The organism is Paraburkholderia sp. (assembly GCF_036488505.1).
Taxonomy (GTDB): Bacteria; Pseudomonadota; Gammaproteobacteria; order Burkholderiales; family Burkholderiaceae; genus Paraburkholderia.
Genome location: NZ_DASXHN010000171.1, coordinates 1 through 3,496 on the forward strand (window position 1 = coordinate 1; position 3,496 = coordinate 3,496).

Below are 3,496 nucleotides of genomic sequence, written 5' to 3' on the forward strand. Positions count from 1 at the left end.
CCGCCGTGGACGCACCCGGCGCCTCCCGCGACTGGACCAGGCATGCGGTGCGCCGGCTCGCCGAAGACCAGCAATCGCTCGATGTCGAATTGGCAGTGCTGCGCGCGAGGGAAGCCGATTCGCTCGCGGCGTCGCTCAACGAATCCGCGCGGGCGTCCAGCCGCGCCGTGTTCCTGGTGATCCTCACCATGCTCGCCGGCGGCGGCGCGCTGATCTACACCTTCGCGAGCCACGAGAAGTCGGCGCGCGACAAGTTGCGCATCGCCCGGGCCATGCAGCGCAGCAACGAGCGTTTCCGCGATCTGTTCGACGCGCATCCCGTGCCCATGTGGATCGTTGACGCCGCGACGTATCGCTTTGTCGCAGTGAATCCGGCGGCGCTCGCGCATTACGGCTACAACGAGCTCGAATTCCTGTCCATGACCATGCGCGACCTGCACGCCGACGACGACTTCGATCGCCTCGCCGCGCTGCTCGCGCGCTACACCAGCGATCAGCCGCGCCAGACGGGCCAGACAAGCGCTCAACGGCGCGCGGGCGTATGGCGGCACAAGCGCCGCGACGGCGTGCTGGTCAGCGCCGACATCTCGTCTCACGCGCTGACCTATTCGGGGCACCCGGGTATTTTCATGCTGGCGAACGACATCACCGACCGCATCAATGCCGAGACCGAAGCACGGCGTTCGAAGCAGATGCTGGAATCGCTTATCGACAATATTCCGCAGCGGATCTTCTGGAAAGATCGCGAGTCGCGTTATCTCGGCTGCAATACCGCCTTTGTCCGCGACGCCGGTCTCGCCAGCAAGGAACAAGTGGTCGGCATGACGGACGACGCGATGCCCTGGGCGCGTTCGGCCGTGGAATTTCGTGAAGACGATCGCCAGGTCATCGCGACCGGCCAGCCGTTGATGAACCAGGAGCACGACATCCATCGCAACGACGAAGTGCGCACCTCCATCACCAGCAAGCTGCCGCTGCTGGATGGAGCGGGGCGCATTATCGGCGTGCTGGGTTCGTACGACGACACGACCGAGCGCAAGCGCGCGGAACTCGCGCTGCGCCTGCAAAGCCGGGCGCTGGATGCCTGCGTGAACGCCGTGCTGATCACCGGTACGACCGCCACGGGCAACGTGATCGAGTACGCGAATCCGGCGTTCAAGCGCATCACGGGCTACGATCCGGCCGATATCGTGGGCCGCGATTGTCGTTTCCTGCAACGCGACGACCTCGATCAGGAAGGCCTCAACGCGATCCGCGAAGGTCTGGCCGCGAACCGGGAAGTCAGCGCGGTCCTGCGCAATTATCGCAAGGATGGCGTGCTGTTCTGGAATCAGCTATTCGTCGCGCCTGTGCCGGATGCGCACGGGCGTACGACGCATCACATCGGCGTGATCAACGACGTCACCGAGGTGATCCGCTATCAGGAGCAACTCGAATATCAGGCGAATTACGACACGCTCACGCGCCTGCCGAACCGCAATCTGCTGCGCAACCGGCTGCAACACGCTATCGATAGAGCACGCCAGCAGGACACCACGGTGACCGTGGTTTTCGTCGATCTCGATGGTTTCAAGAACGTCAACGACAGCCTCGGCCACAGCGTCGGCGACCGTTTGCTCGCGGTGGTCGCCGAGCGGCTCGCGCGTTGCGGGCGCGCCGGCGATACGGTCGCGCGCCATGGCGGCGACGAGTTCGTGGTCGTGCTCCCCGACATGACCGGCGAGAGCGCGCTGATTGCATGGATGGAGCGCGTGCGGACCGCTATCTCGGACCCGGTGTGGCTCGACGGCACGGAGATGTACGTGGGCTGCAGCATGGGCGCGAGCCTGTTCCCGCAAGACGGCGATGATGTCGAAACCGTGCTCAAGAAAGCCGATCTCGCGATGTATCGGGCGAAGGACATGGGCCGCAACTCGTACCAGTTCTACCAGCCGGAGATGAACGCCAGCGTAGGGGCGCGGATGAACGTCGAGCGACGGTTGCGGCGTGCATTGCGCGACGGCGAATTCCTGCTGCACTACCAGCCGCAAGTCGATCTGACGACGGGCGAGATCGTCGGCATGGAAGCGCTCGTGCGCTGGATGGACCCGGAATTCGGGCTGGTCTTGCCGACTGCGTTTATTCCGGTAGCCGAAGAATGCGGGCTGATCGGACCGCTGTCCGAATGGGTGCTGCGCGAAGCGTGCCGGCAAAACAAGGCGTGGCAGGATCAGGGGCTGCCGGCGGCGCGAATGTCGGTGAATTTGTCGGCGCGGCAGTTCCAGCAACGCGATATCCGCGTACTTGTTACGTCCGTGCTCGAAGAAACCGGCCTCACGCCGCAGTACCTGGAAATCGAACTCACCGAAAGCGCGATCATGCGTAACGGTGAAGAGGCCGTTACGACCTTGTCGGAACTGGCGGCACTGGGGATCAGCATTGCCATCGACGACTTCGGGACCGGGTATTCGAGCCTCAGTTATCTGAAGCGCTTTCCGGTTCATCGCTTGAAGATCGACCGCTCGTTTGTTGCGGATATCGGCTCGCCGGGCGGCAATGAAACGATTACTTCAGCGATCATCGCGCTCGCTCACTCGCTCGAGTTGCGGGTGATCGCGGAGGGCGTGGAGACGGCGGCGCAGCTGGACTTCCTCGTTGCCCGCGATTGCGACGAGATGCAGGGATTTTTCTTCTCGCAGCCGTTGCCGGCCAGCGAGATTCCCGCGCTGTTGCTGAACAGCCGGACCACCCTGCAGCTCGGTGCGCGCGACAGTACGCGCGAGAAGCCAGCCGGTCAGTCGAGCGCGGGCAGCGCGCGCGGACGGCGGTCGCTGTCGGTGGCAACGTAGGTCAGCGTGGCTTCCGTCACCTTCACCACGTCTTCGGTCAGGCTCATGCGCTGCGCATAGACCTCGACCGATACCGTCACCGACGTATTGCCCGTCTTCACAATGTCTGTATAAAAGCTCAGCAAATCGCCGACAAACACCGGTTGCTTGAACACGAACGAATTCACCGAGATGGTCGCCACGCGGCCATTCGCACGCCGGCTGGCCGGAATCGATCCGGCGATGTCCACCTGCGCCATGATCCAGCCGCCGAAGACATCGCCGTGGACGTTGGCATCGGACGGTTGCGGCACCACGCGCAGCGCGACCGGTTTGTCTGGGAGTTGCAGGGATTGGGTCACGAGCGAATTTCCATGAAAGAGTGACGGGATGCCCGCGGGTCAGCGCGCCGTGGCACCTTCTGCGACAATGCGGGATTAAACGATGTTGCTTTGCGCTCGGACGAGTTGGGTTTTATCCACGCCCGTTTTAGCGTGCTTTTACGGCGTTTGGCGCAGGTCTGGCTGATTATTCCCACGCTGCTGCCGACGCCGGGAAACATCGAATTGTACGGGAAAGCCCGCATTTTGAGATGGGTGCCCGTCCCGCGATACCTCGCTCGTTCGACACCGTCCGGCATCCTGTGGCCCGGCGGCGCGGACCTCTGCAGACCTTGAATCCATGCGCCG

The 3,496-nt window shown here is 63.4% G+C and carries 3 protein-coding genes; 1 reads left to right on the forward strand and 2 read right to left on the reverse strand.

Annotated features, from left to right (window positions below; all coding sequences use genetic code 11):
* Window positions 1-5 precede the first annotated feature (5 nt).
* Window positions 6-2,828, forward strand: a complete 2,823-nt coding sequence (locus tag VGH68_RS10080) for a sensor domain-containing protein (RefSeq protein ID WP_331603452.1) — start codon at window positions 6-8, stop codon at window positions 2,826-2,828.
* On the opposite strand, the gene VGH68_RS10085 is transcribed toward VGH68_RS10080, so the two are convergent.
* Both VGH68_RS10085 and VGH68_RS10090 read right to left on the reverse strand, forming a co-directional pair.
* On the reverse strand, window positions 2,774-3,169 hold the full coding sequence (locus tag VGH68_RS10085) for an acyl-CoA thioesterase (RefSeq protein WP_331603450.1): 396 nt from the start codon (window positions 3,167-3,169) through the stop codon (window positions 2,774-2,776). The two genes, VGH68_RS10080 and VGH68_RS10085, sit on opposite strands and share 55 nt — an antisense overlap.
* Window positions 3,166-3,496 (reverse strand): hypothetical protein (locus tag VGH68_RS10090; RefSeq protein ID WP_331603451.1); only part of this gene is annotated, 331 nt, incomplete at its 5' end. The genes VGH68_RS10090 and VGH68_RS10085, both read right to left, overlap by 4 nt.